The following is a 26,243-nucleotide window of genomic DNA, read 5'->3' as shown; positions in this document are numbered from 1 at the left end:
GCCGCTGTGACCCCACAGCCCACCCGCCGCAACGAGCAGTCCCGCCGCGCGATCCTCGCCGCCGCGCTGGAGCTGCTGACCGAGACCGGATACCAGGCCCTGACCGTCGAGGCGATCGCCGCCCGTGCCGGGGTCGGCAAGCAGACCATCTACCGCTGGTGGCGTGGCAAGGGCGCGGTCATCCTGGACGCGCTCGCCGACGACATGCCGGAGGTCATCGCCCTGCCCGACACCGGTGACCTGCGGGCTGATCTGCGTGAGGTTCTCCGGGCCACAGTCGCCGAGTTCGCCGATCCACGGCTGTCCGCCACCACCCGTGCCATCACCATCGAGACACTCGCCGACGAGGACCTGGCCGGTCAGGCGCGCGACCGGCTGCTCCGCCCCCAGTTGAACGCGGTCCGCGCCCGCCTGGAGGCCGCCCGCGAGGCCGGCCAGGTACGCCCCGACGCTTCCCTGGACCTGGTGGTGGAGCTGCTGTTCGGCCCGCTCTACCACCGCTGGCTGCTGCGCAACGGCCCGCTGACCGACGACTACGCCGGCGGCATCGTCGACCTGGTCGTCGCCGCGGTCACCCCGTCAGCGGGCACCGGCCGCTAGCCAGTCGTCGAAGCTGGTCGGCGCGATACGCGCGTCGTCGCCGGGCAGCAGCACGTTGCCTGCCATCGACGTGCCGAACACGCCCGACCACGTCGGGACAAGCCGGACCCGGCGACCCCGCGCCTCATGGGTACGCCGAGCCATGTCGACGAGATCCTCCGTCGCGGGTCCGGCGATGTCGACGTGGCGTCCCTGCGGTTCACCGACCGCGACCTCGGCGAGGATGTCGGCGACGTCCCGGGGTGCGATCGGTTGCACCAGCAGCGGCGCGACAGTGGCGGCGCCGTCGCGCTCGGTCCAGCCGGTGACCATCGCGGCGAAGTCGTGGAACTGGGTGGCCGGGACTATCGTCCACGGCACCGGCCCGCCTGCCACCAGTCGCTCCTGCTCCCGCTTGCCCGCGTAGTGGGCGTTGTCGTCGACCCGGTGGATGCCGACGATCGACAGCAGCACGTGGTGCCGTACGCCGGCGCGTTGTTCGGCCGCCAGCAGGTTGCGCGTGAGGGCACCGAGATACGCCACCGTCTCGGAACGCTCGCGTGCCGCCACATTGGTCGTGTCGACCACCGACTCGACGCCGGCGAGCGCCTCGTCCAGCCCGTCGCCCGTCAGGAGATCCACACCCTGCGAGCGGCTGATGCGTACGACGTCGTGGCCCTGCCGCTCCAGCGCGGCGGCGGTGAGCGCCCCGATGCGGCCTGTCGCCCCGGCAACCGCGATCCGCATCGCCATCCCCCTCTCGGACGTACCCGCCTCACGGTAGTCGGTTGAGGACAGAGGCAGGGTCCTTCGCGGCTCCGCCCTCGCGCGCACATAACTGTCATTATGGTGTAGCACCGATTTGGACTGATTTGCCGGTACAGATTAACGGAATGCCGTTATCGGTAATCCAGTAATCCGAGTGGACGTCGCCGCTTGACCCTGACACCGTGGCAAGGTCTTCACTGGGGCGCAGGAGGTGGTCCCCGTCAACACGACCCCGGGCACGCGTGTCCTTGAGGCGTTGAACGCCGCCAGCTCGTCGGCACGACTCCAGGCGGCCCTGGCGGTGGGCACGCGCGCCGACCCCGCTCACGTCGACGCGCTCGTGGCCCGATGCGCGATCGAACCGAACTTCTTCGTCCGCGACATGCTGACCTGGGCGCTGACCCGGCTGCCGGCGCAGATCACTGTGTCCAGGTTGTGCGCGGAGCTTCGGTCCGAACGCGCTCAGGCTCGGAGCCAGGCGTTGCACACGCTGTCCAAGATCGGCGACGTGAGCGCGTACCCCGCTGTCACCCGCTCGTTGCGCGACGCCGACGACGAGGTCGCCCGCAGCGCATGGCGGGCCGCCGTCGTCCTGGTGCCCGACGACGAGCGCGATGCCCTGGCGGCCGAGCTTGCGTCGCAGCTCGGCCGGGGCGGCCGTGACGTGACCATGAGTCTCAGCCGGGCCCTCGTCGCGCTGGGAGACGCGATCGAGCCGGTGCTGCGGACGGCGATGGCCAGCGCGGACCCGGCGGTGCGTGCGCACGCCCGGGCCACTGACCTGCTGCGGCGCGACCCGGACGCCGGCTTCGACGCCGCCGTCGACGAGGCGAAACGGATCGTCGCGCTCGGCCCGGAACCGGCCGCGGAGGCCGGGTGCTGATCGGCGAGGTGGCACGCCGTTCCGGGGTGAGTGCCCGGATGCTGCGCCACTACGACTCGCTGGGGCTGGTGCGGCCGACGGGCCGCACCAGCGGCGGCTACCGCGAGTACACCGCCGAGGACGTCCGCCGCATCTTCCACGTGGAGAGCCTGCGCTCGCTGGGGCTGTCGCTGGGGCAGATCCGGCGTGCCCTGGCGGACCCGGACTTCGCACCGTCCGTTCTGGTCGGTGACCTGATCCGGCAGTCCGAGGACCGGCTCGGACGGGAACAGGAACTGCTCAAACGCCTCCGCGCGGTCGACGACTCCGCACCGGCCGGCTGGCACGACGTCCTGCGTATCGTCGCGCTTCTGCACGGACTCACCTCGCCCAACGCGGCACGCCGGCAGCAGGCCGTCCTGTCGCCGGCCGGCGACGTACCGGCTTCCGGCCGGATGCTTGCCGAGGCGGTCCTCGCCGAATCCGACCCGCACGTCGCCGACACCCTGCGGTGGGCCCTCGCGCGGGCGGGTGACGACGCGCTGGCGGGTGTGGCGTCCGGGGCGTACTCGGAGGACGTCGAGGTCCGGCGCCGGGCGGTGCGCGCGATCGCCGCGATGCCCGGCGCCGAGGCGAGCGCGCTGCTCGCGGCCGCGCTCGACGACCAGGATCCGGGGGTACGCGGGCACGCGGCCCTGTCGTTGGGTACGCGGGGTGAGACCACGGCCGTGCCGACGCTCGTCGCCATGGTGGCCGACGGGGTGAACGACGTCGAGGCGGGCGAGATCCTGGGCAAGCTGGCACGCGAGGCCGGCTGCGGTGAGCGGATCATGGACGGGCTCACCGGCCGGCTGCATGAGCGCGGCGCGGACCCGGCCGTGCGGATACGCCTGGCCCAGGCACTCGCGGAGATGCCGGCCGCCCTCGCGCGGGACGCGCTGGAACGACTGGCGAAGGACGACGACCCCACGTTGCCCTGGTCGCCTCGGCCCTGACCGGGGCACTCGCGCCGTAACCGGCGACCTAGCGCACGAACGGTCTGATGACCTCGAAGGCGTCTTGGAACCGCACCGGGATGCCGCTCTCCGCGCTCTTGCGGCCGAGGAACTCCTTCGTCCTGGCGAACTTGTCGAGGAGGGCAGGCAGCGGGCGCAACTTCTGGTCCAGCGCGACGAAGAAGTTGTCCCAGTGGATCGGCACGACGAGGCCGGGTCGCGTCGCCTCCACCACGTGCCGCCAGTAGTCGTCCTGGAACCGCGGTGACTGCGCCCCCAGGGCACCGATGCCGAGGTAGAGGCAGTCGACGTCGAGTCCGTCGAACTTGTTCGGCACGAAGTTGGCGCTCGGGTGGATGAGCATCGAACCGGTGGGATGGGAGACGAGGAACGAGAAGCATCCGCCGTCGCGGTAGCTGCTCGCCCGGGTCGGCGCGACGAGCGGCTCCTCGATCACGCCCGGGAACCTGTTGCCCGGGCTGTGGAGGCCGCCGAGCACACGGACTGTGAACGATCCGACGGTGTGCTCGTCTCCGTCCGCGATACGCGTCATCGCCTGCTCGTCGAGGCCCGAGCCGCGCCCCACGTGGAGAGTCGAGTCGGAACCGAACAGCTTGCCTCCGAGGTGCTTGACGACCTCGGGGGCGTCCATGGCGTGGTCGTAATGGGAGTGGGCGACGAGAAGCCCGTCGAGGCGCCTCACCCGTGCCCGGGAGAGGGCGCTGGTGATCCGTCCCAGGTCGGGGGCGATCCGGCCGAACGCGACGCGGCGCAGGGAAGGCCTGGAGAAGAAGCCGTCGACCAGGACTCCCGACGTGCCGTCGGACACGTGGACGGACGACGTTCCGAAGAAGGTGGCTTCGACAGATGCTTCGCTGGCGGCCATGCGCAGATGGTAGTGAGCCGGCCGACGACGAGAGACAACGACGATCGCGGGCCGTCGATAGGGTGGCCGGATGGACGAAGACGCACGACGTCGGCACTCGTCGTCGTTCGGCGCGGCGGCGACCGCGTACGCCGAGCACCGCCCGGACTACGCGCGCGCCGCGGTGATGTGGGCGCTCGAACCCGCACCGGGCGCGCGTGTGCTCGACCTCGGCGCGGGCACCGGCAAGCTCACCACCACGCTGGCCGAGGTGAGCGGCGACGTGACGGCTGTCGAGCCGGACCCGGCGATGCTCGCCGAGTTGCGTCGCGCGGCGCCGGAGGTCCGGGCGCTGTCCGGCAGCGCCGAGGCGATCCCGCTGCCGGACGCCACCGTCGACGCTGTGGTCGCCGGCAACGCCATGCACTGGTTCGACATGGCCGTGGCCGGGCCGGAGATCGCCCGCGTCCTCGCGCCCGGTGGCGTCCTGGGCGGACTGTGGAACGTTGTGGACGACCGGGTCGACTGGGTCGCCGGGCTCGCGGTGGTCAGCGGCAGCGCCGCCATCGGCCCTCGGGACACGCCCGCGAGCTGGCGCGCCGCCACGGCGACCATGCACCTGCCGAAGATCGGCGAGGTCCGGTTCGGCTCGCCCGAGCAGGAGCAGTTCCCGCACGGGCAGCGCCGCACCGCCGACTCGCTGGTGGCGACGCTCGCCACGAGGGCCGGCATGCTGGTGATGCCGGAGCGGGAACGCATGGAGACGCTCGACCGCATCCGCGCGTACCTGGCGAGCCGTCCGGAGACGGCCGACGGGGAGTTCACGCTGCCGATGCTCACGTGCGCGCTGCGCGTGCGGCGACTGTGAACCGCGCGACGACGACCGGCGCGGACGTCCGCGCCGCCGCAGCGGCGATGACCGCTGTGCTGCGGTCCGCCGTCGGTCGGGACTGGACGGTACGCGCGGGAGACCTGGACTGGTCGTGCTGGACCACCGCCGCGCACATCGCGCACGACCTGGTCGCGTACGCCGGTCAGGTGGCCGGCCGCCCGGACGACCGCTACCTCCCGTTCGACCTGCGGGTACGCGCCGACGCCCCGCCCGCCGAGGTGCTCACTGTCGCGGCGGCCGCGGCCGGGATGCTCGCCGCCACCGTCGACGCCGCGGAGCCGGGTGACCGGGCGTGGCACTGGGGCCCCTGCGACCCGGGCGGATTCGCCGCGATGGGCGTGGCCGAGATCCTGCTGCACACCCACGACCTGACCCGAGGACTCGATCTGGACTGGTCGCCACCGGCCGGACTGTGTGCCGGGGTGGTACGCCGGTTGTTCCCCGACGCGCCAGGCGGCGACCCGGCGCCGGTGCTGCTGTGGCTGACCGGCCGGGCGCCGCTCGGCGAGCGGCCACGACGTACCGCGTGGACCTGGCAGGCGGCGCGCCCCTGACCGCTCTCAGCGGCGCCACCAGCGCCAGCGACGGCGCGGGCGGGACGAGGCGGAACCGGGCGACTCCGGCGCCGTGACGACCGGCGCGGCGCGTTCCCGATCGGCGCGCCAGCGGCTCACCGCCTCCTCGACGTTCACCGGGCGGACCACCACGCGCGGCCCGGTCGGGGTTCGCAGCCAGGCCACCACCTCGGTGTTGAGCGCGGCCACGTACGACCGCACGGACTCCTCGGTGGGCAGGTCGCGCAGCTCGGCCGGGAGCTGCTCGATGCGGCGGCGCAACTGCAGCGGCGTGGGCAGCAGCAGATCGGAGGGGATCTGTTCGCGCTCCATGAAGCTGCGGATCCACCACCCCTCGTCGTAGGGCAGGTCACGCCCCGGGATGGGCTTGCCGGCGCCCGGCAGGTTGTCGAACTCGCCGCGCTCCTGGGCCGAGCGGATCTGCGCCTCGACCGCCGCCTCCCACGCTGTCGTCACCGCCGTCACCTCCCGTACCCACGGTATCCGCCGCCGTCCGACAAGGGTCAGCGTCGGACGCAGCTGGGCTGTTCCCGCGCGGCGGGCGGGGCCTGGGCGTAGCGTGCCCGGGTACGGGAAAGGGGTGTCGGCGTGCGCGACTGGCTCATCGGCCTCGGGGTGGCTGCGGTCTGCATGGTCGCGAGCTGGGCGGTGCTGGTGCTGCTGGCGCGGCGGCTGCCTCCGGGGATCCTGCGCGATCTGGCCGCGTTCGTGCCCGACTGCGTGACCGCGGTGCGGCGGCTGCGCCGCGACCCGCGGGTGCCCCGCCGCGCCCGGGTCGCGATCGTGGTCGCCGGTGTCTGGCTGGCCAGCCCGATCGACCTGATCCCGGAGTTCCTGCCGGTGATCGGCCCGCTGGACGACATCGTGGTGGTGGCTCTCGCGTTGCGTTACGCCGCTCGGCAGGTGCCCCGGCAGGTGCTGTTCGACGCGTGGCCGGGCGAGCCGCGGCTACTGCTGCGCCTGCTCGGCAGTCCTTGAAACACCCCCGGGGAGGGCGTTTCGCACCCGAGGAACGTCAGGGAAGGTGGCGGACGTGGCGGTGGCCGTCGCGCGGGTACGGCGCGCGGGCCGGCAGGACCTCGGCGAAGGCGTACCCGCTCTTCTCCGCCACCCGGCAGGACGCCGGGTTGTCGACCTGGTGCAGCAGCTCCAGATGAGTCAGGCCGGCGGCGGCGAACCGGGCGAACGCCCACCCGGTGACCGCCTCCACGGCCCGCGGCGCGACGCCACGGCCGCGTGCCGGCGCAGCCGTCCAGTAGCCGACCTCGGCGGCCGGACGTCCCGGGCGTACCCCCTTGAGCACCACGCAGGCCACCAGCCGCTCCCCCTCCAGCACGGCGAAGCTGAACCAGTCGGCGGCGGCCCAGCCCTGCCGGCTGCGGCGCAGGAACGCGCGCGCCTGCGCCGGGGTGCTCACCGGGTAGCTGGTCCAGGCGCGCAGCACCGGGTCCCGGTACGCCTCGATCAGCGCGTCGGCGTCACCGTCGCGCCACGGGCGCAACAGCAGGCCGGGCGCGGTCGGGGTGGCCGGCGCGGACAGCACGAGCGACATGCGGCCAAGTATCACCGTTGTGCCCGCTCGTCGGGGTCCCCGGAACCGGCGCGGAAGTGTCGCGGGTCACCGGACCGGCCCACGGTTCCGGGCCTCGCCCGGGGCGGGAACGGGCGTAGGGTCCGGTTCACGGTCGGCAACGGGGAGGCGACGTGGTCACGGTCGGCGCGGTGACGGGAATCGCCCTGGTGGCGCTCGGTCTGGTGCTCACGCCCGGGCCGAACATGGTCTACCTGGTCTCCCGGTCGGTGACCCAGGGCCGGCGGGCCGGGCTGGTGTCGCTGCTCGGCGTGGCGGTCGGATTCCTGGTCTACCTGGCCGCCGCGGTGGCCGGCATCGCCACCGTGTTCGTGCTGGTCCCGCCGCTGTACACGGCGGTGAAGCTGGCCGGCGCGGCGTACCTGCTGTGGCTGGCCTGGCGGACGCTGCGCCCGGGCGGCACGTCGGCGTTCACCCCGACGCCGCTGCCACCGGACCGGCCCCGGCGCCTGTTCACCATGGGCCTGGTCACCAACCTGCTCAACCCCAAGATCGCCATCCTGTACGTGTCGCTGCTGCCGCAGTTCGTCGACCCGGCGCGCGGGCACGTGGCGTTGCAGAGCCTGCTGCTCGGCCTGACCCAGATCGTCGTGGCGCTCACCGTGAACGCGATGATCGTGCTGAGCGCCGGTTCGGTGTCGGCGTTCCTCACCCGGCGGCCCGGCTGGGCGCGGCTGCAGCGGTGGGTGATGGGCACGGTGCTGGCAGCGCTCGCGGTCCGCATCGCCGCGGACCGCTCCCGCGCCGCCGTCGCCACCCCCTGACCGGGGTACGCGCACCCACGCCGTCCGGCACGGACGCACACCGCCAGGGCGGCGTCACGACGGCTCCTCGCGTACGACAGCCACGCCACCCGGTGCCACCGTCAACACGCCGTCGACCGTTGCGCCGGTGAGCAGCTCGAACCCCGCAACCGGTACCCGCTGCGGCCGGTCGGTGTGGTTGAGCAGGTGGAGCAGACTGCCGTCGGTGTCGTGACGGCGTACCGCCTCGACGCCCGGCGGCGCGTCCGGGCACGTCGGGGTGACACCGGCGAGCCGGGCCGCCTCGGTGAGCAGCCGCCGGTACGTGTCGTCGTCGGGGCGGGTGGAGACGTACCAGGCGTACGCGTCGCCGACCCGGTGCCGGGTGATCGCGGGCCGGCCGGCCGGCGCTCCCCCGGCGTACACGCTGACCGTCTCCGCACCGGCCAGATGCACCGTCTCCGACCAGATCCGGCCGGTCCCGCCGCCGGTCAGCGGCACCTCTTCGTCGTCGGCGAGGGGGTGGAATTCCTCCACCCGCACGCCGAGCAGGTCCCGGTACGCGCCCGGGTAGCCGCCCAGGCGTATCCGCGCATGCTCGTCGGCGACACCGCTGAGCCAGGTCACCAGCAGGTGCCCGCCGGCGTCGACGTGCCGGCGTACCCAGTCGATCGTGGCGTCCGAGGCCAGGTAGAGGGCCGGGAGCACGAGCAGCCGGGCGCCGTCGAGCGGGGCGCCGGGCGGCACCACGTCGGCGGTGACGCCCGCGTGCCACAGGGCCCGGTGCGCGGCGGCCGCCTCGCCGGGGTGGTCGAGTCCGGCGCGGGGCATACCCGGGTGCCGCAGCGCCCAGCCGCTCGCCGCGTCGTACGCGATGGCCACGCCTGCCTCGACGCGGCCCGGCGCGGTCCCGGCGAGCCGGCCCAGCGCGGCGCCCAGGGCGGCGGCCTCGCGGAACACGCGGGTGTCGGCGCCGGCGTGCGACACCACGGCGGAGTGGAAGCGTTCCGCGCCGCCGGCCGGGGCGCGCCACTGGAAGAACATCACCCCGGCCGAGCCGCGTGCCACGTGGGCGAGGCTGTGCCGGGTCATCCGGCCGGGTTCCTTGGTGTGCATCCGCCCGGCGGTGTGGATCTGGTTGGGCGCGCTCTCGGCCAGCAGCCACGGCGCCGGCCGTCCGGCGCCGTGACGGGCCCAGCCGCGGGCCAGGTCGGCGGCGAACGCGGTCTGTTCCTCCGCGCCCAGGTCAGCCGTGGAGGGGTAGTGGTCGATCGCGATCAGATCCACCTCGCGCGCCCAGCGGGCGTGGTCGACGGGAACCCAGTCGCCGAGCACGTAGTTGGTGGTCACCGGCACCGCCGGGTTCGCCGCCCGCAGCAGGTCCCGCTGCTCGGTGTACGCGGACAGCAGCGTGTCGGACCAGAAGCGGCGGAAGTCGAGCAGCTGGCCGGGGTTTGCCAGGTACTGGGTGGCACGGGGCGCGCCGACCTGCGCCCAGTCGGTGTAGTGCTGGCTCCAGAAGCTGGTGACCCAGGCGTCGTTGAGCGCGTCGAGGTCGCCGTAGCGGCCGGTGAGCCAGCGGCGGAACGCCGCCTCGGCGTGCGGGCAGTGGCAGGTGGTGCCGTACTCGTTGTGCACGTGCCACAGCGCGAGCGCCGGGTGGTGCGCATACCGGGCGGCCAGCACCCCGGCGATGCTGCGGGCGGCATCGCGGTACGCGGGCGCGGCGGCGCAGTAGGTGTCGCGGCTGCCGTGGGTCAGGCGTACGCCGTCGGCGGTGACCGGCAGCGCGTCCGGGTGGCGCAGCGAGAACCACGGTGGCGGTGACGCGGTGGGGGTGGACAGCGCGGCCCGGATGCCGGCGGCGTGCAGCAGGTCCAGCACGCGGTCGAGCCAGTCGAGCGTGTGGCGGCCGGGTTCGGGTTCGAGCCGGGACCAGGCGAACACGCCGACGGTGACCAGGTTGATCCCGGCCGCGCGCATCAGGGCGACGTCCTCGCGCCACACCTGCGGCGGCCACTGCTCCGGGTTCCAGTCCCCGCCGTAGCAGAGCCGCCCGTCGCTCCACGGCGCTTTAGTTGTCATCCCGGCCAAAGTAGGAACAGGTGAGACGGAAAGTCAATGCCGTCGATCATTGACAGTTAGTTGGGATTCCAAAGAAACTGGCGGGACCGCCCGTGGACGCCGCGAGGAGACGCCCATGCCGTACCGCCCGCCGCTGGTCCCGTACGAGACGTTCGTGGCCGACCCGCCCGACCTGCCGGTCCGCGCCCCCGGCGAGGAGGGCGCCGACGACGTGCTGCGGGCCGAGGTGGCCGCGACCGACGCGCACGGGGTCACGCTCACCGCGACCTGCGCGTCCGGCCGCACGCTCGTCGCGCGCATCGAGGCCGCCGGGGACGGGATCATCCGGGTACGCCTCGCCGACGACCCCTCGGTACGCAGCCGTTCCGCACGGGCGCTGACACTGGTCCACCCGCAGCCGCACCCGGCCACCGTGACCGTCACCGACCGGCGGGTCCGGGTAGCGGCCGGTGGCGTGGTCGCCGAGCTGAGCCTGGACCCGTGGGGACTGCGGTTCCGCACCCCCGACGGACGGCTGCTGCTGGCCTCCGACGCCGGCACCCGCGACATCAGCGGTCGCCGCCGCACACTGCCGCTCGGCCGCTCCACTGTCGACGGGGAGCCGGCCGCCTGGCACGAGAGCTTCGTCGCGCCCGGCGACGAACGGTTCGTCGGCTTCGGCGAGAAGTTCACCCCGCTGGACAAGCGCGGCCAGCGGCCGCTGATGTGGAACTTCGACGCCTTCGGCGGCGAGTCCGACCGGTCGCACAAGAACGTGCCGTTCTACCTGTCCGACCGCGGCTACGGCGTGCTCGTCGACAGCGGGCTGCCGGTGCAGTTCGACGTCTGCGCCAGCACCCACAGCAGCGTGCAGATCCTCGTCCCGGACGACCTGCTCGACTACTACGTGCTCGCCGGACCCACCCCGGCGCAGGTGCTCGACCGGCTCGACGCGCTGACCGGACGGCCGTACCTGCCGCCGCGGTGGGCGTTCGGCGCCTGGATCTCCTCCGGCTTCTTCCCGGACAGCCAGCAGCGCGTGCTGGACCGGGCCCGGCGCATCCGCGAGGACGACATCCCCTGCGACGTGCTGCACCTGGACTGCTACTGGCAGGTCGCCGGGCACTGGTCGGACCTGCGCTGGGACGCCGACGCCTTCCCCGACCCGGACGGCATGCTCAAGGACCTCACCGAGCAGGGCTTCCGGGTGTGCCTGTGGATGAACCCGTACCTGATGACCGGCAGCCCGCTCTACGCCGAGGCCGAGGCCGCCGGCTACTTCCTGCGCCGCCCGGACGGAAGCACGTACGTCGCCGACACCTGGCACGGCAGCTACCCGGTCTGCGCCGTCGTGGACCTCACCAACCCGGCCGCGGTGCGCTGGTTCCAGGACCTGCTGCGCCCGCTGCTCGCCCAGGGCGTCGCGGTGTTCAAGACCGACTTCGCCGAGGGCGTGCCGGCCGACGCGTTGGCGCACAACGGCATGACCGGCGTCGAACTGCACAACGTGTACGCGCTGATGTTCAACGACGTGGTCGCCGACGTCACCGAGGAGGTGGCCGGGCACCGCACGGTGTGGGCACGCTCGTCGTACCTGGGCGGGCAGCGGCACAGCGCCCAGTGGAGCGGCGACGTCAACGCCACCTGGCCCGGCATGGCCAGCACGCTGCGCGGCGGCCTGTCCCACGGGCTGTCCGGGGTGCCGTTCTGGAGCCACGACACCGGCGGCTTTCACGGCACCCCCGAACCGGACCTGTACGTGCGCTGGACCCAGTTCGGCGCGCTCTCGCCGCTGGTGCGGCTGCACGGCACCACCAGCCGGCTGCCGTGGGAGTTCCCGCCCGAGGCGCAACGGCACGCGGTGGACGCGCTGCGGCTGCGCTACCGGCTGCTGCCGTACCTCTGGTCGGCAGCGGTGGACAGCGCCCGCACCGGCAGCCCGATGATGCGCGCGCTGCTCGTGGACACCCCGGACGATCCGGCCGCCTGGACCGCCGACCTCCAGTACCGCCTCGGCTCGGATCTGCTGGTGGCGCCGGTGCTCGACCCGTCCGGCGAACGCGCGGTCTACCTGCCGCCGGGCGAGGACTGGCTGGACGCGTACACCGGGCAGCGGCACCCCGGCGGCGGGCACCTGCGGGTCAGCGTGCCGCTGGACCGACTGCCGCTGTACGTGCGACACGGCGCCCTGATCCCCACTGTGGCACCCGCGACGACGGTCGGGACCGGCCCGTTCCAGGACGTCACGGTGGTGGCCTGGGGCGGCGCGGACGGCGTGACAGTGGTGCGTGACCCCGACGGCGACACCACGATCACCGCCGTGCGCGACGGCGACACGCTGCGCGTCCGCGTGGACGGGCCGCTGGACGTGCGGCGGGTGAGCGTGGTCGGCACGGACCCGCCGCGCCGGGTGGTGCTCGACGGCGAGCCGATCCCGGTGGCGCCGTTCGCGCCGTGGTTCCCCGGCCGGGCCCACCCGGCCGGGATAGCGCCTATTTAGTTTAAGCTTTAGCCGAACCCATGGCCGGGCGCAGGAGGCGGGCAGTACGTGATCAGCATCGACCGGCCGACGGCCGACCTCGGCGACGTGCGGGTGACGAACCGGGCCGTGGTGCTCCGGCACGTCCGCCGCCACGCGCCCTGCTCCCGGGCCGACGTCGCCGCCCACACCGGGCTGAACAAGGCCACCGTCTCCAGCCTGGTCGGCGAGCTGATCGAACACGGGCTGCTGCGCGAGACCGGGCTGACCGAGAACCGGGTGGGCCGCCCGGCCACCATGCTCGTCCTCGACGGAGCCCGCTACGTCGGGCTCGGGCTGCGCGTCGGTGCGGACGAACTGGTCGCGGTGGCCGCCGGGCTGGGCGGCGACCCGGTGCTCACCTGGCGGCGCGCGTTCCCCGCCGCCACCGCCGGTCCCGAGGAGACGGTGAAGGCGCTGGCCGCGCTGACCCGGCGCGCCGTCACCCGCGTCACCGGTGCCGAGCGCACCGTGCTCGGCCTCACCGTGGGCGTACCCGGACTGGTCGACGCCGCCGGGGACGTGCCGGCGGCCCCGGCGCTCGGCTGGCGCGGCGTCCCGCTCGCCGCCGCGTTGCGCCGCGCCCTGCGTGATCCGGGCTTCCCCGTCACCGTCGACAGCGAGGCCAACCTCGCCGTTCTGGCCGAGCAGCGGCACGGCCCGTACGCCGGCACGGCCGACCTGGTGCACCTCACCGGCGGCCCGGTGATCGGCGGGGGCCTGATCAGCGGCGGGCGGCTGCTGCGCGGCGGCCGGGGCTTCGCCGGCGACGTCGGGCACCTGCCACTGGCCGCGGACGGTCCGCCCTGCGCCTGCGGGCGGCGCGGCTGTCTCACCGCGCTGCTCGGCGTGGACGCGGTGATCGGGCGCCTGTTGCCAGACGCCGGCCCGGTCACCGACCACCTGCCGGAGATCGAACGGATCCAGGCGCTCGCCCGGGCCGGGGACGAGCCGGCACGGACCGGGCTCACCGAGATCGGCCGGCTGCTCGGCCAGGCGGTGTCGGTGCTGGCCGGGCTGCTCGACCCGGACGTGGTGGTGGTGGGTGGTCACCTGGCGGCGCTCGCGCCGTGGCTGCTGCCGGCTGCCCACGCCGAACTCGCGGCCCGCGCACCGGTCCCGCCCGGCGTGCGGCTGGAGGCCAGCACGCTCGGGTCCGCTGCCGGGGCGCTGGGCGGGGCCACCGCGGCGCTGGCCACAGTGGAGGCGGGGCGCCTGCCCGCCGGGTGACCCCTTGACCGCACCGGCCGGAAGGTGTCAACCTCGGTATCGCCGCGTTCCGGGACCGGGCAACCCTGAGAGCGGCGTGTTTTTCGGCGGTTGTCGAAGCGCTTCACCACCGCTCCGGGCCGACCCTGCCGACCGACCACCACCCCTTTTCGCGTACGCGCCGCCCCATCACCGGCTCGGTCGTCGAAGCGCTTCGACGGCCGAGCGGCGGCCGTACGCCGACCGGAGGCGCCCACCATGACCGACCCCGTCCCCCACCGTCCCGACGACCTGCTGGCCCGGCTCACGCTGCCGGAGAAGCTCGGCCTGCTGCACCAGTGGCAGGCGCCGGTACCCCGGCTCGGCCTGCGCGCGTTCCGCACCGGCACCGAGGCGCTGCACGGCGTCGCGTGGCTCGGCACGGCCACCGTCTTCCCGCAGGCGGTCGGCCTGGCCGCGAGCTGGAACCCGGACCTGATCCGGGCGGTCGGGGCAGCCGTCGGCGACGAGGTGCGGGTCAAGCACCGGGCGGACCCGGTGCGGGTCGGCCTCAACGTGTGGGCGCCGGTGGTCAACCCGCTGCGCGACCCCCGCTGGGGACGCAACGAGGAAGGCTGGTCCGAGGACCCGTGGCTGACCGGGCGGCTCGCCACCGCGTACGCGCTCGGGCTGCGCGGCGACCACCCGATCCGGCTGCGGACCGCGCCGACGCTCAAGCACTTCCTCGGCTACAACAACGAGACCGACCGGGCCACCACCTCCAGCGACCTGCCGCCCCGCGTGCTGCACGAGTACGAGCTGCCCGCGTTCCGCGCCCCGCTGGCCGCCGGCGCGGCGGTGGCGGTGATGGCGTCGTACAACCTGGTCGACGGCGTACCGGCGCACCTGAGCCCGCTCATCGAGGGCGAGCTGCGCGGCTACGCCGACGACGACATCATGGTGGTCGGCGACGCCGGCGCGGTCGGCAACATCGCCGGCGTGCAGGAGTACCTGCCCGACCACGTGGCCGGGTTCGCCGCCGCGCTGCGCGCCGGGATCGACAGCTTCACCGAGGACGACGAGGACAGCGCCCTCACCGTGCAGCGGCTCACCGAGGCGCTGGACCGCGGGCTCATCGAGCCGTCCCACGTGGACCGGGCGGTGCGGCGGATCCTGTCCGTGCGGTCGCGCCTGGGCGACCTGGACCCGGATCCCCACGACGACGTGCCGCCCGACACGCTCGACAGCCTCGCCCACCGGGAACTCGCCCGCGAGGCCGCCCGCCAGTCGGTCGTGCTGCTGCGCAACGACGGCCTGCTGCCGCTGCGCCCCGGCACCCGCGTCGCCGTGCTCGGCCCGCTCGCCGACACCGTGCTCACCGACTGGTACAGCGGCACCCCGCCGTACACGATCAGCGCGTACGCGGGGCTGCTCGGACGGCTGCCCGAGGTGACCACCCACCCCGGCACGGACCGGATCACGCTGCACGTCGGCGACCGGGCGGTACGCCTCGACGGCGACGGCCCGCTGGCGCTCGGCGACACCGCGGCCGAGTTCGAGGTGGTCGACTGGGGTCAGGACGTGGTGGCGCTGCGCGCCGTGGACGGCGGCCGGTACGTCGGCGCCGACGACGCCGGGGCCCTGGTGGCCGACCGCGACGGACCGGGTGGCTGGGTGGTACGCGAGACGTTCCGCCTCGACCACCGGCCCGACGGCACGGCGCTGCTGCACCACCTGGCCACCGGGCGGCACGTCAGCGTCGCCCTGGACGGAACCCTCAGCGTGGCCACCGGTGATCCGGCCGTGTTCACCGTGACGTTGCGCGCCGACGGGGCCGCCGATGCCGCCGCGCTGGCCGCCGCCGCCGACGTGGCGGTGGTGGTGCTCGGCAACCACCCGATGGTCAACGGCCGGGAGACCGAGGACCGGGCCGACCTGACGCTGCCCACCGGCCAGGAGGAGCTGCTGCGCGCGGTGCACGCCGCGAACCCGCGCACCGTGCTGGCGCTGACCAGCAGCTACCCGTACGCGGTCGGCTGGGCGCAGGAGCACCTGCCGGCGGTGCTGTGGAGCGCCCACGGTGGACAGGAGCACGGCAACGGGCTGGCCGACGTGCTGCTCGGCGCCGCCGACCCGGGCGGTCGGCTCACCCAGACCTGGTACGCCGACACGGCCGAACTGCCCGACCTGCTCGACTACGACGTCATCGGCGCCGACACCACCTACCTCTACCACCGGGGCGAGCCGCTGTACCCGTTCGGGCACGGGCTCAGCTACGCCGCGTTCGACTACGCTGACCTTCGGTTGAGCACCGCCGCGGCGCGTGCCGGCGAGGAGGTGGAGGTGAGCGTCGAGGTCACCAACACGGGCCGCCGCCCGGGCACCGAGGTGGTGCAGCTCTACACCCGGCAGCGGCGATCCCGGGTCAAGCAGCCGCTGCGGCAGTTGCGCGACTTCGCCCGCGTCACCCTCGACCCGGGCTGCGCCGCCCGGGTGACGATGCGCCTGCGTACCGCCGACCTGGCCTGGTGGGACGAGACCCGCGCGGCGATGGTGGTGGAGGACGCCACCCATTCGGTGCTGGTCGGCCGGTCCGCGCGGGACATCCGGCTCGTCGGCGCGCTCACCGTGACCGGGGGCGACGCCACCGCCGAGCCGGCCGACCGCAGCTGCGGAGCCGCCCGGTGAGCGGCCGTGTCCCCGGCGAGCAGGTCACCATCGCCGACGTGGCCCGGCACGCCGGGGTGGCCGCCAGCACCGTGTCGTACGTGCTCAGCGGCAAACGCACCATCTCGGCGACCACCCGGGGACGGGTGCTGGCGAGCATCCGCGCGCTGGGCTACCACCCGCACGCCGGGGCGCGCGCCCTGGCCAGTCGCCGGGCCAACGTCATCGCGCTGGTGCTGCCGTTGCGTACCGGCATGCAGGTGCCGGTGGTGATGCGCTTCGCCACCGCCGTGGTCACCACCGCCCGCCGCTACGACCACGACGTGCTGCTGGTCACCGCCGACGAGGGCCCGGCCGGGCTGCACCGCATCGCCGGCAGCGCGCTCGTCGACGGCGTCCTGCTGATGGACGTCGAGCTGGAGGACTCCCGGGTGCCGCTGCTGCGGGAGCTGGCGCTACCCGGCGTCCTGATCGGGCACCCGGCCGACAGCACCGGCCTGGCCTGCGTGGACCTCGACTTCCGGCGCGCCGGTGAGCTGTGCGTGGAACACCTGGCCGCCGCCGGGCACCGGCGGATCGCGTTGCTCGGCGCGCCCGCCGCCGTCTACGACCGGGGCACCGGGTTCGCCCACCGCACCCGCGCCGGGGTACGCGCCGCCGCCGAGCGGCTCGGCGTCGACGCGGTGACCCGCTCCTGCGAGGAGGGACCGGCCGCGGTACGCCGCGACCTGGAGGCGCTGTTCGCCGACCACCCGGATGTCACCGGCCTGGTGGTGCAGAACGAGTCGGCGGTCGGTCCGGTGCTGGCCACGCTGCCGCTGCTGGGCCGCCGGGTGCCCCACGACGTGTCAGTGGTCGCGGTCTGCCCGGACGAGCTGGCCGAGCAGTCCGGTCTCACCTGCGTACCGGTGCCCGCCGAGGACGTGGGCCGCCAGGCGGTGGCGCTGCTGATGCGGCGGCTGAACGGCGAGGCGGTGCCGGAGGTGACGCTGCTGGAACCGAGCCTGGTCGTGCGGGACACCAGCGCCGGCCGGTGACGGCGCACCGCATCCACGACACCGCGCCGGCAGCCGACTGGACCGACGCGTTCCTCACCGGCAACGGTGAGCTTGGCCTCATGGTCCACGGGCAGCCGCACACGGAGCGGATCGTGGTCAACCACCACCGGCTCGTCCTGCCGAACGGCACCCGGCACGCCCGCGCGCCCGAGCTGGCCGCCCGGATGCCCGACATCCGCGCGCTGGTGCTCGCCGGGCGGCGGGCCGAGGCCGCCCGGCTGCTCACCGGCGGCCGGGAGCTGGAGTGGACCCAGTCGTTCCACCCCGGGTACGCGCTCACCGTCGACGCGCCGCCCGGACCGGTACGCGACTACCGGCGCGACACCGACTTCACCACCGGGGAGGTGACGGTGCGGTGGTCGCGCGGGCGGCGGCGCTGCTTCGCCTCCCGCGCCGACGGCGTGGCGGTGCTCCACCTCGACCAGGGCGACTGCGTGGTCGGTGCGACCGGTGAGCTGCCCGGCCGGCCCGCCGACGTGGTCTACCAGCACGCCGCGTACCGCCGCGACGGGCTGGTGTTCCTGCGGGTACGCGCCCGCTACCCGGACGCGGGCGGGGCGTACGGGTTCGAGGGGTTGACGCTGCTGCGCGGCGACGTGAGCGTCGACGGCGACCTGGTGCGGGTACGCGGACCGGCGCTGCTCACCACGCTCGTGGACCGGCCCGACGCGCCGCCCTGGCGTACCCGGGAATCGGAGCGGCGGCTCACGGCGCTGGCCGGGGACTACGACGAGCTGCTGGCCCGGCACCTGCCCCGCCATCGCCGGCCGTACACCCGGGTCGGCCTGGACCTCGGCGTGCCCGGCGCCGACCGGGCGCTGCCCGTGGGTGAGCTGCTGGCCCGGCAGGCCGCCGCGCCGGACCGGCTGGACCCGGCGCTGCTGGAACGGCTGTTCCACTCCGGCCGGTACCTGCTGTTCAGCGCCAGCGGAGTGCTGCCGCCCCGGCTGACCGGGCTGTGGCTGGGCTCGTGGGACGCCGCGTGGGCCGGTGACTTCACCACCGACGCGAACCTGAACCTCCAGCTCGCCGGGGCAAACGTGGGCGCGCTGCCGGAGGTGACAGCGGCGCACGCCCGGCTGGTCGCCGCCCAGGTGGAGCACTGGCGCGCCAACGCCCGGGCGGTGTACGGCGCGCGCGGGCTGCTCGCGCCGAGCCGCACCGACGGCGAGCACGGGCACCTGTTCCACGTCCACCCCGACTGGCCGTTCACCGCGTGGCTCGCCGGCGCGGACTGGCTGCTGCATTCGCTGCACGAACACCACCTGGTCACCGGCGAGCCGCTTGGTGCGGTGGCCGGCTGGCTGGCCGAGGTGGCGGACTTCTTCGCCGACGTGCTGACCGAGGTGGACGGGCAGCCGGCGCTGGTGCCGTCGTACTCGCCGGAGACCGGCCCGTACGATGACACCGGCCGGACCGCGCCGGTCGCGATCAACGCCACCATGGACGTCGCCGCCGCCCGGCACGCGTTGCGGTTGGCCGCCGAAGTGACAGGCGACGACAGGTGGGCCGGGGTACTGCTGCCCGGCTACCTGGTGGACGGGCGCGGGGCGCTCGCCGAGTGGGCGTGGCCCGGCAGCACCGGCGACGAGGAGCACCGGCACGTCAGCCACCTGTATCCGGTGTGGCCGCTGGACGAGATCAACCCGGACGACACCCCGGGGCTGGCCGCCGCCGCGCACCGGGCGCTGACGTTGCGCGGCGACGAGGACCGTTCCGCGCACGGCAGCCTGCACCGGGCGCTGGCGGCGGCGCGGCTGCGCGACGGCGGGCTGGTCTCGGCGAACCTGCGAAAGATCCTCGGCGCGGACATGTTCTTCCGGTCGCTGATGAGCGCGCACAACCCGGGCCGGACCACCTACAACGCCGACGCCGCGCACGCGCTGCCGGCGGTGCTGATCGAGTCGCTCGTGCAGTCCCGCCGCGGGATGCTGCGGCTGCTGCCCGCGCCGTTACCGGGTCTGCCGACGGGAACGCTGCGCGGCATCACCTGCCGGGGCCGGGTCACCGTCGAGGAGCTGACCTGGGGTCCGGCCGGGGTACGGGCGCGGCTGGTGTCGCCGGTGGCGCAGCGGGTGGTCGTGCACGCGCCGGGCGGGCACCGTGCGGTGGATCTGGTCCCGGACCTGCCGTGCGAGGTGGTGTTCGGCTAGAGGTTGTCGGGCTGGCGCAGCGCCGGGTGGGTCTCCCCCGGCGCGGTGAACCACGGCGGGGCGTCGTCGGTGAGCGCGGTGCCGATCCGCAGCCGGGCCCAGTCGTCCAGGTCGGGCAGCGCGTCCGGGGCGAACCAGGCGACCGCCAGCGACTCGTCACCGTCGGCGGCCGGTGCCCCGCCGATCGCCCGGCAGCGGAACCAGATGTTCAGGTATTCGCAGGCGTCGCCGTTGGGATAGACCACCGGATGGGTGGCGACACCGGCGAGCCGGTCGATCGTCACCTTCACGCCGGTCTCCTCGTGGACCTCGCGCACCAGCGCGTCGGCGGGCTGCTCGCCCGGGTCGACGGTGCCGGCCGGGACCGACCAGCGGCCGTTGTCGCCCCGGCGGGCCAGCAGCACCCGTCCCGCGTCGTCGGTGACCACGCCGCTGACGCCGTACAGCATGAGCAGGTCGTGGCCGACGTGGCCGCGCAGCCGGGCGATGTAGGGCGAGACGGCCATGGCGAGCACGCTACCCGCGGGCCTGCCGGTGCCGCCGGACCATGCCCTCGGCCAGCGCCGCACCGTCCAGGTCACCGGCGGCCAGCCTGCCGGCGACGGTACGGCGCACCATCCGGTCGGCCAGCGCCGGGGCGTGCCGGGCCAGCGCCATCTCGATGCGGCCGCGCCGGGTGGTGGCCACGTCGCGTGGTGCGCGCCGGGCGGTGGCGGCGCGCAGGATCGCCGCGACCACCCCGTCGACGGGTTCCGGGCGGGACACCCCGCTCAGCGACAGCCCGGCCGCCACCGTGCTGTCGTGGATCGGGGAGGCGACCATGCTGGGATAGACGACGCTGACGCCCACGTGTGTGCCGACCTCGTGGCGCAGCGCGTCGGCGTACGCGACGAGCGCCCGCTTGCTGACCCCGTACGCGGCGGCGAGCGGCAGCGGCAGCACCGCCATCCGGCTGGCCACGAAGATCACCCGGCCGCGGGCCGCCTCCAGCGCGGGCATCGCGGCGGCGGTGGTACGCCAGGCGGCGAGCAGGTTCACCTCGATCTGGCGGCGCACCACCTCGTCCGGCGGCAGCTCGGCCGGGGCGGGCCCGCCCACACCGGCGTTGTTGATGAGCAGGTCCAGCCCGCCGAGCCGGTCGATCGCGGCGGCCACCGCCGGTGACGTCGCGGCCGGGTCGGTCAGGTCGACGCCGAGCACCGGCGGCGTGGCGTCGGGGTCGGCGTGCAGGTCCAGCCCGACCACGTGGGCGCCGGCGGCGGTGAGCGCCGCGCCCAGGTGCTGCCCGAACGTGCCGCGCGCGCCGGTGACGAGCACCCGCCGTCCGGCGAGCCCGCGGACCACGCCGGTTCCGGTTCGCTGCGGGCCGGCGGCCGGGTTCCGGCCTGCCGCGCTCATCGTGCCGCTCCCGCGCGGCGCCGGCCGGCGGCCAGTTCGCGGCCCAACTCGGCCAGGTAGACGTCGAAGTCGACGCGCATGTGCGGTCGGCGTTGCCCCCACCGGGCGGTGGCGGCGCGCAGCTCGGCGCGGCAGGCGGCGGCCTGCCCCGCCGGATCCGGTGGCACCCACGTGCCGGCCAGCCGCGCGGCGACCAGCCGGGCCTGCGCCTCGACCAGCGGGAACGCGGCGCCGGTGGACTGCATGAGACCGACGAACGCCAGCCCGGGGGCGTCCAGGTGGAACACGTGCCGGTACAGCGGCAGCCGGTCGGGGCCGTCGCCGAGCAGCGCCGGGTCGAGGAACGGCACCTCCACCCGGTAGCCGGTGCACCAGACGACCAGGTCGATCTCGTCGTGGCGGCCGTCGGTGAACTCGACCCGGTCGCCGTCGAAGCGGGCGATGCCGGGCCGGGCCTGGACGTCGCCGTGGGTGAGCCGGGACAGCAGCGCGTCGGACAGCGTCGGGTGGTCCTGGAGGAAGCCGTGCGCCGGGGCGGGCAGCCCGTACCGGGTGGGTGGGCCGACGGCGGTGGTGATCATGGTCTGGCTGATCCGCTGCCGCAGCCGCCAGGGCAGCCGGCGGGCCAGCGCGCCGTTGAGCGTGTCCGATGGGCGGCCGAGCAGGTACTTGGGCACCACCCAGACGCCGCGGCGCAGCGACAGCAGCGTGGTCGTGGCGGCGTACGAGGCGTCGACGGCGATGTCCATGGCGGAGTTGCCGCCGCCGACCACGAGGACCCGCCGTCCGGCGAGCTGCTCCGGGCCGCGGTAGTCGTGGCTGTGCATCTGCTCGGCCGTGCACTCGCCCGGGTACGGCTCGGGTCGCTTCGGGGACCGGTTGTGCCCGTTGGCGACCACCACCGCCTCGACGTCGACAGCGACCGGGCCGTCCGGGCCGGTGGCCCGCACCCGCCAGCCGTCGCCGGTGCGGGTGACCCGCTCGACGGTGTGGCGCAGCCGTACCGCCTCGCGCAGCCCGAACCGGTCGGCGTAGTCACCGAGGTAGCCGGCGACGCGGGTGTGGTCGGGGTAGTCGGGCCAGTCGGCGGGCATCGGGTGGTCGGCGAACTCGGTGCGCCCCTTGCTGGTGTTCAGGTGCAGCGTGCGGTACGCGGGCGAGCCGGGTGCGCCGTACACCCAGAGGCCGCCGAGCGTGTCCGCCGCCTCGAACGCGACGGCCGGGACACCGGCGTCGGCGAGCGCCTTGAGCGTGGCCAGCCCGGCGGCTCCGGCGCCGACGACCGCGACCCTCGGTGTGGCCATACCCGCCTCCTTAATCCAACGACTGATGGATAATCCCCGGAGCGCGGGCCGGCGTCAAGGCCGGGGGCCGGCGTACAGCGCGTCGAGGAAGCGGTGTACGAACGCCCGGAACTCCCGCCGCTCCCGCGCGTCGGAGCCGCTGCCCGCCGCCAGGGCCACCACGTGCCCGTGCACCGCCCAGACCAGGGAGCGCACCGTCACGTGCGGCGTCGGCTCGGTCAGCGCGCCGGCCTCGGCCGCCGCGACGAGCAGTTCCTCGACCAGCCCGTACAGCGGCGCGGCGTAGCGGCGGTCCAGCTCGCCGTGCCGCTGCGGTTCCAGCCAGCGGCGCAGCCACAGCGCTGTGGTCTCCGGCCGGTCCTCCAGGAAGTCCACGAACACGTCCAGCAGGTCGTGCAGCGCGCGCAGCGCGTCGTGCGGCCCGGCGGACAGGGCCGCACGGGCGCGTTCCCCGGCTGCCTCGATGACCTCCCGCTCGGCGCTGAACACCCGGGCGAAGCAGGCGTCGTAGAGCTGCGCCTTGGTGCCCGTGTGGTGCACGACGGTGGCCGCGTCCACCCCGGCCGCGGCGGCGACGTCGCGGACGCTGACCGCGTCGAAGCCCCGCTCGGCGAACAGCGCGGTGGCGGCGGCGAGCACCAGGTCACGGGTCGGGCGCTGGTCGTCGCGGCGCGGCCGGCCCGGCCGCCGGCGAGGCATGGTCATCCGGCCATTGTTCCCCCTACAATCCAGCAACCGTTGGATTGGGGGCGGCGTGCCCCGAGGACAGGAGGCCGCGATGACCGGGCTGGATCAGCGCTCCGACGCGCTCACCCTGCCGCGCGGCCCGCTCGCCGGGTTCGCCACCGGCTCGCTCGGCATGGGCGTCTGGGTCACAGTGCCCGGGCTGCTGCTGCTCTACTTCCTGACCGACGTGTTGGCCGTCGCCCCGTGGCTGGCCGGACTCACCCTGCTGCTGCCGAAAATCGCCGACGTGCTGCTGCACCCCTGGATCGGGCACCTCTGCGACGTCGAGCAGGCCCGCCGGGGTCACCGCCGCCGGTTGCTGCTGGTCGGGTGCGCGCTGCCGCTGGCGTTCGCCGCGCTGTTCGCCGTACCCGGCGGCCTCACCGGCGCCGCCGCGGCCGGCTGGGTCGCGGTGTTCTTCGTCGCCGGCAACCTGCTCTTCGCCGCGTACCAGGTGCCCTACCTGGCGACGCCCGCGGACCTGCGGATCGGCTACCACGAGCGGACCCGGCTGATGGCGTTCCGGATGGTGGTGCTGACGCTCGGCATCCTGGTCTCCGGGCTGCTCGCGCCGCTGCTGGTCGGCGGCGACGACGCCACCCGGGACGGTTACCTGCTGATGGGCGTGGTGCTGGCAGCCGGGATGCTCGCCGCGATGCTGGTCGGCGTCGCCGGGATCGGCCGACTGCGCCGTACCGCCGCCGACGCGGTCGCCCCGCACGGCCCGGGCGGGTGGCGGGCGCTGACGGCGAGCCTGCGGGACCGGCAGTTCCGCTGGCTGGTCGGCGCGTACCTGGCCATGTCCACCACCACCCACCTGGTGCTCGCCGGTGTGCCCTACTACGCCGAGTACGAGCTGGGCCGCCCCGGACTCACCACAGTGCTCGTGGCCGCGTTCGTCGCGCCCGCGCTGCTGGTGACTCCGCTCTGGCTGACCGTGGCCCGGCGGATCGGCAAGCAACGCGCCCTGCTCGCCGCGCAGGCCGCGTTCGCCGCCGGGTCGCTCGTGCTGGCCGTCGGCCGTCCCGCCGGGCTGCCGGTGCTGGTGGCCGCCGTGGCGGTGCTCGGGGTGGCGTTCGCCGGCATGCAGTTGCTGCCGTTCTCGATGCTGCCCGACGTGATCCGCGCGGGAGGCGGCGCCGAGCGGGCCGGCACGTACACCGGGGTGTGGACCGCCACCGAGGCCACCGGCGCGGCGCTCGGCCCGTACGCGTACGCGCTGTGCCTGGCCGGCGGCGGGTTCGTGGCCTCGACCGCCGGGCAGAGCGTGACCCAGTCCCCGGCCGCGCTGGACGCGCTGCGTTACGGCTTCGGGCTGCTGCCGGCCGCCGTGATGGTGGTCGCGGTGCTGCTGCAGCGCCGCTACACCCTCGACGGCGCGGCCCGCGCCGACGCCGCCGGATAGACTCCGCCCCCGATGGACGCCGAGCCCGCCACCGACACCCGCCCCTGCGCCCACTGCGGACGCGACGTGCCGCAACGCGTCGGCGCGGGCCGCCCGTTCCGCTACTGCCGGGACAACGACGGCACCTGCCAGCGAGCCGCACGCAACTCGCGGATGCGTCACCGCAACTCCCCCGGCCTGCCCGGGCAGGTGGCGCGCACCTGGGAGGCGGTGGACCGGCTCGACCAGATCGTGGAGACGCTCACCGAGGCGCTGCACGCCGAACTGTCCCCGGCCGGTGTGGAACGCCAGCTCGCCGAGCTGCGCGCGGAGACGTCGGCGCAGGTGGCGGCCGCGCACGCCGAACGCGACGAGGCCCGCCACGAGGCCGAGGACGCCGCCGCGACGGCGGCGCGCGAACGGCAGCAGGCCCGCGCCGCCTACGCCGAACGCGACGCCGCCGCCGACCGGGCCGAGCGGGCGGAGGCGTCGGCCGCCGCTGCCGCCGAGCGGGCCACCGCCGCCGAGAACACCCGCGACGCCGCCCGCGCCGAGGCCGGTGCGGCCCAGGCGCTGCGGGTGCAGGCCGAACGCGACCGCGACGCCGCCCGGCACGACCTGCGCACGGTACGCGCCGAGCGCGACGCCGAACGCCGCCGCGTCGCCGAGCTGACCGCCGAACGGGACACCGCCCGCGCCGACGCCGAGCGGGCCACCCGTTCCGCAGCCGAGGCCCTGGACCGGGCCGAGCAGTCCCGCGCCGAGGCCGACCGGGCGCGCGCCGACGCGCAGGCCGCCCAGGGGCGGGCCACCGAGGCGGAGCGCGCGGCCCGGACCGCAGCCGAACGCGCCGACGCCGAGGCCACCGCCGCTCGGCAGGCTCACGCCGAGCGGGACCGGGCCGACGCGGCCCGCGCCGACGTGGAGGCGGCGCTGGAGCGCGTCCGCGCCGAGGCGAGCGCCGCGGTCGAAGCGGTCCGCGCCGAGGCTGCCGCTGCCGTCGAACGGTCCCGCGCCGATGTGGCCGCCGCGGTGGAGCAGGCTACGGCCCGTACCGCCGAGCGGGACGCGCTCGCCGCGGAGCTGGCCGACGCGCGGCGGGCCGTGAGCGCCGCCGAGGCCCGGGCGGCCGAACTGGCCGCGCGCACGGCCGTGATCGAGGCGGACCGGGACGCCGCGCAGCGGCGCGCGGGGCAGCTCGCCGACCAGGTCAGTGACCTGGCGACAGCGCTGGCGCGGCTCGGTACGCGCACCGGCTGACCGCGCCACGGGCTGGGAACGGGGCAGCGCCGAACCTGTGCCGGCGGCGATGATCGGGGCATGGGAAAGACATACGAGCGCATCGACGGCCGGCTGCGGGACTTCATCGAGGCGCAGCCGATGTTCTTCGTCGCCACCGCCCCGCTGTCCGGTGACGGCACCGTCAACTTGTCCCCGAAAGGGCTGCGCGGCTGCTTCGCGGTGCTCGACGAGCACACAGTGGCGTACCTGGACTTCGCCGGCAGCAACGCCGAGACCATCGCCCACCTGCGGGAGAACGGCCGGATCACGCTGATGTGGTGCGCGTTCACCGGCCCGCCGAACATCGTGCGGGTCCACGGGCGCGGCGAGCCGGTGTTCCGCGACGACAGCCGCTGGGCCGGCCTGCTGCGGCACTTCCCCGACATCGACCCCGGCCCGCACGGGCTGCGCGCGGTCATCGTCGTGCACGCCGAGCTGATCCGCGACACCTGCGGCTACGCGGTGCCGTTCATGACGTACGACGCCGACCGGGACCTGCACGAACGCCGGTTCGCCCGGGAGGACGACACGTCGCTGAGCGCGTACTTCGCCGGCAAGGACCACGTCGCCACCAGCATCGACGGGCTGCCCGGCCTGCCGCTGCCGTTGCCGCCCACCCCGGTGGTGTGAGT

Annotated in this window: 24 protein-coding genes; 15 read left to right on the top strand and 9 right to left on the bottom strand. The window is 74.9% G+C overall.

Annotated elements, in window-relative coordinates; translation table 11 throughout:
• Window positions 1–6 precede the first annotated feature (6 nt).
• Window positions 7–600 carry a TetR/AcrR family transcriptional regulator gene (locus FHU28_RS19370; protein WP_184685953.1) on the top strand — a complete coding sequence of 198 codons (594 nt, stop codon included), beginning with the start codon at window positions 7–9 and terminating at the stop codon, window positions 598–600.
• Here FHU28_RS19370 and FHU28_RS19365 read toward each other — a convergent pair.
• Window positions 580–1,326, bottom strand: coding sequence for an SDR family oxidoreductase (locus FHU28_RS19365; protein WP_184685952.1), 747 nt, complete (start codon window positions 1,324–1,326; stop codon window positions 580–582). The genes FHU28_RS19370 and FHU28_RS19365 overlap by 21 nt on opposite strands.
• A 232-nt stretch (window positions 1,327–1,558) precedes the next feature.
• Here FHU28_RS19365 and FHU28_RS19360 point away from each other — a divergent pair, with 232 nt between their 5' ends.
• Complete coding sequence (locus tag FHU28_RS19360) at window positions 1,559–2,230, top strand: HEAT repeat domain-containing protein (RefSeq protein ID WP_184685951.1); 672 nt, start codon at window positions 1,559–1,561, stop codon at window positions 2,228–2,230.
• The gene (locus FHU28_RS19355; RefSeq protein ID WP_184685950.1) at window positions 2,224–3,204 is read left to right on the top strand and encodes a HEAT repeat domain-containing protein; all 981 of its coding nucleotides are present in this window, start codon (window positions 2,224–2,226) and stop codon (window positions 3,202–3,204) included. The genes FHU28_RS19360 and FHU28_RS19355 overlap by 7 nt, the downstream gene beginning before the upstream one ends.
• A 28-nt stretch (window positions 3,205–3,232) precedes the next feature.
• Here FHU28_RS19355 and FHU28_RS19350 read toward each other — a convergent pair whose 3' ends face one another.
• The gene (locus tag FHU28_RS19350) at window positions 3,233–4,090 is read right to left on the bottom strand and encodes an MBL fold metallo-hydrolase (protein WP_184685949.1); all 858 of its coding nucleotides are present in this window, start codon (window positions 4,088–4,090) and stop codon (window positions 3,233–3,235) included.
• A 70-nt stretch (window positions 4,091–4,160) separates the two neighbouring features.
• Between FHU28_RS19350 and FHU28_RS19345 the strand changes: the two genes are divergently transcribed.
• Window positions 4,161–4,937, top strand: coding sequence for a class I SAM-dependent methyltransferase (locus tag FHU28_RS19345; RefSeq protein WP_184685948.1), 777 nt, complete (start codon window positions 4,161–4,163; stop codon window positions 4,935–4,937).
• 47 nt (window positions 4,938–4,984) lie between these two features.
• A complete protein-coding gene (locus tag FHU28_RS19340) occupies window positions 4,985–5,515 on the top strand; it encodes a hypothetical protein (protein WP_184689714.1) in 531 nt (176 codons plus the stop codon).
• A gap of 6 nt (window positions 5,516–5,521) precedes the next feature.
• Here the strand turns inward: FHU28_RS19340 and FHU28_RS19335 are convergent, their stop codons facing one another.
• Window positions 5,522–5,992: a DnaJ family domain-containing protein gene (locus FHU28_RS19335; RefSeq protein WP_184685947.1), complete on the bottom strand. Its 471-nt coding sequence runs from the start codon at window positions 5,990–5,992 to the stop codon at window positions 5,522–5,524.
• A gap of 132 nt (window positions 5,993–6,124) precedes the next feature.
• Here FHU28_RS19335 and FHU28_RS19330 point away from each other — a divergent pair, with 132 nt between their 5' ends.
• Complete coding sequence (locus tag FHU28_RS19330; protein WP_184685946.1) at window positions 6,125–6,514, top strand: YkvA family protein; 390 nt, start codon at window positions 6,125–6,127, stop codon at window positions 6,512–6,514.
• Window positions 6,515–6,551: 37 nt separating this feature from the next.
• On the opposite strand, the gene FHU28_RS19325 is transcribed toward FHU28_RS19330, so the two are convergent.
• Window positions 6,552–7,088 (bottom strand): GNAT family N-acetyltransferase, encoded by a 537-nt coding sequence (locus tag FHU28_RS19325; RefSeq protein ID WP_184685945.1) that lies wholly within the window; start codon window positions 7,086–7,088, stop codon window positions 6,552–6,554.
• 152 nt (window positions 7,089–7,240) lie between these two features.
• Between FHU28_RS19325 and FHU28_RS19320 the strand changes: the two genes are divergently transcribed.
• Entirely contained in the window at window positions 7,241–7,891 is a 651-nt protein-coding gene (locus FHU28_RS19320; RefSeq protein ID WP_184685944.1) for a LysE family translocator, read from the top strand.
• A gap of 54 nt (window positions 7,892–7,945) precedes the next feature.
• Here FHU28_RS19320 and FHU28_RS19315 read toward each other — a convergent pair whose 3' ends face one another.
• Window positions 7,946–9,955, bottom strand: a complete 2,010-nt coding sequence (locus FHU28_RS19315; RefSeq protein WP_184685943.1) for a beta-galactosidase — start codon at window positions 9,953–9,955, stop codon at window positions 7,946–7,948.
• A gap of 115 nt (window positions 9,956–10,070) precedes the next feature.
• Between FHU28_RS19315 and FHU28_RS19310 the strand changes: the two genes are divergently transcribed.
• The 5 genes from FHU28_RS19310 (at window position 10,071) to FHU28_RS19290 (ending at window position 19,518) form a co-directional block, all read left to right on the top strand.
• Window positions 10,071–12,434, top strand: a complete 2,364-nt coding sequence (locus FHU28_RS19310; RefSeq protein WP_184685942.1) for a TIM-barrel domain-containing protein — start codon at window positions 10,071–10,073, stop codon at window positions 12,432–12,434.
• Window positions 12,435–12,482: 48 nt separating this feature from the next.
• On the top strand, window positions 12,483–13,682 hold the full coding sequence (locus FHU28_RS19305) for an ROK family transcriptional regulator (RefSeq protein ID WP_184685941.1): 1,200 nt from the start codon (window positions 12,483–12,485) through the stop codon (window positions 13,680–13,682).
• 237 nt (window positions 13,683–13,919) lie between these two features.
• The gene (locus FHU28_RS19300; protein WP_184685940.1) at window positions 13,920–16,328 is read left to right on the top strand and encodes a beta-glucosidase family protein; all 2,409 of its coding nucleotides are present in this window, start codon (window positions 13,920–13,922) and stop codon (window positions 16,326–16,328) included.
• Window positions 16,325–17,344, top strand: a complete 1,020-nt coding sequence (locus tag FHU28_RS19295; RefSeq protein WP_184685939.1) for a LacI family DNA-binding transcriptional regulator — start codon at window positions 16,325–16,327, stop codon at window positions 17,342–17,344. The genes FHU28_RS19300 and FHU28_RS19295 overlap by 4 nt, the downstream gene beginning before the upstream one ends.
• A complete protein-coding gene (locus tag FHU28_RS19290) occupies window positions 17,341–19,518 on the top strand; it encodes a glycoside hydrolase family 95 protein (protein ID WP_184685938.1) in 2,178 nt (725 codons plus the stop codon). Before FHU28_RS19295 ends, FHU28_RS19290 begins: the two co-directional genes overlap by 4 nt.
• Here the strand turns inward: FHU28_RS19290 and FHU28_RS19285 are convergent.
• From FHU28_RS19285 to FHU28_RS19270, 4 genes are read right to left on the bottom strand one after another with little or no spacing between them, the layout of a single operon-like run.
• Window positions 19,515–20,024, bottom strand: coding sequence for an NUDIX hydrolase (locus tag FHU28_RS19285; RefSeq protein ID WP_184685937.1), 510 nt, complete (start codon window positions 20,022–20,024; stop codon window positions 19,515–19,517). The genes FHU28_RS19290 and FHU28_RS19285 overlap by 4 nt on opposite strands.
• A gap of 10 nt (window positions 20,025–20,034) precedes the next feature.
• The gene (locus FHU28_RS19280; RefSeq protein ID WP_221453244.1) at window positions 20,035–20,916 is read right to left on the bottom strand and encodes an SDR family NAD(P)-dependent oxidoreductase; all 882 of its coding nucleotides are present in this window, start codon (window positions 20,914–20,916) and stop codon (window positions 20,035–20,037) included.
• Window positions 20,913–22,220, bottom strand: a complete 1,308-nt coding sequence (locus FHU28_RS19275; RefSeq protein WP_184685936.1) for a flavin-containing monooxygenase — start codon at window positions 22,218–22,220, stop codon at window positions 20,913–20,915. The genes FHU28_RS19280 and FHU28_RS19275 overlap by 4 nt, the downstream gene beginning before the upstream one ends.
• A 54-nt stretch (window positions 22,221–22,274) precedes the next feature.
• Entirely contained in the window at window positions 22,275–22,919 is a 645-nt protein-coding gene (locus tag FHU28_RS19270; protein WP_184689710.1) for a TetR/AcrR family transcriptional regulator, read from the bottom strand.
• Window positions 22,920–22,998: 79 nt separating this feature from the next.
• Here FHU28_RS19270 and FHU28_RS19265 point away from each other — a divergent pair, with 79 nt between their 5' ends.
• The 3 genes from FHU28_RS19265 to FHU28_RS19255 are packed head-to-tail and all read left to right on the top strand — an operon-like array spanning window position 22,999 to window position 26,241.
• The gene (locus FHU28_RS19265; protein WP_184685935.1) at window positions 22,999–24,351 is read left to right on the top strand and encodes an MFS transporter; all 1,353 of its coding nucleotides are present in this window, start codon (window positions 22,999–23,001) and stop codon (window positions 24,349–24,351) included.
• A gap of 12 nt (window positions 24,352–24,363) precedes the next feature.
• Window positions 24,364–25,590, top strand: a complete 1,227-nt coding sequence (locus tag FHU28_RS19260; protein ID WP_184685934.1) for a hypothetical protein — start codon at window positions 24,364–24,366, stop codon at window positions 25,588–25,590.
• A 60-nt stretch (window positions 25,591–25,650) separates the two neighbouring features.
• Window positions 25,651–26,241 (top strand): pyridoxamine 5'-phosphate oxidase family protein, encoded by a 591-nt coding sequence (locus tag FHU28_RS19255; protein WP_184685933.1) that lies wholly within the window; start codon window positions 25,651–25,653, stop codon window positions 26,239–26,241.
• The last annotated feature ends 2 nt before the right edge of the window (window positions 26,242–26,243 follow it).

Source organism: Micromonospora echinospora (genome assembly GCF_014203425.1).
Taxonomy (GTDB): Bacteria; Actinomycetota; Actinomycetes; order Mycobacteriales; family Micromonosporaceae; genus Micromonospora; species Micromonospora echinospora_A.
This window is presented reverse-complemented; position numbering and strand designations above follow the sequence as displayed.